This is a genomic window from Micromonospora sp. SL4-19, from assembly GCF_047921475.1.
Taxonomy (GTDB): Bacteria; Actinomycetota; Actinomycetes; order Mycobacteriales; family Micromonosporaceae; genus Micromonospora.
Window position 1 is genome coordinate 1 of sequence record NZ_JBLROB010000119.1, and the last position, 236, is coordinate 236.

Consider the following 236-nt stretch of genomic DNA (forward strand, 5'->3'; position numbering starts at 1 on the left):
CCGCCGTCGGCGACCCGGAAGAGCCGGAAGGCGTCCCGCGAGTCCCGCTTGATGGTGGCGCCGTTGCCCTTGATCGTGATTTCCTGCCGGATCGTCGGCAGAGCCGTGCCGGACTTCTCGTCGAACCTGCTCAGCTGGTAGACGCAGTCCCGGGCCAGCTTCAGCGTGCCGCCGTTCTCCCGGTTGGCCCGGTCGACGGCCTCGACCAGCTCGTCGTTCCTGCAGGGCACCTCCCG

Annotated in this window: 1 pseudogene; it reads right to left on the reverse strand. The window is 69.5% G+C overall.

The annotated features are described in order from the left end of the window. Nucleotides 1-230 (reverse strand): annotated as a pseudogene (locus ACNAVT_RS31945) (hypothetical protein); the annotation flags it as partial. Between the last annotated feature and the right edge of the window lie 6 nt (nt 231-236).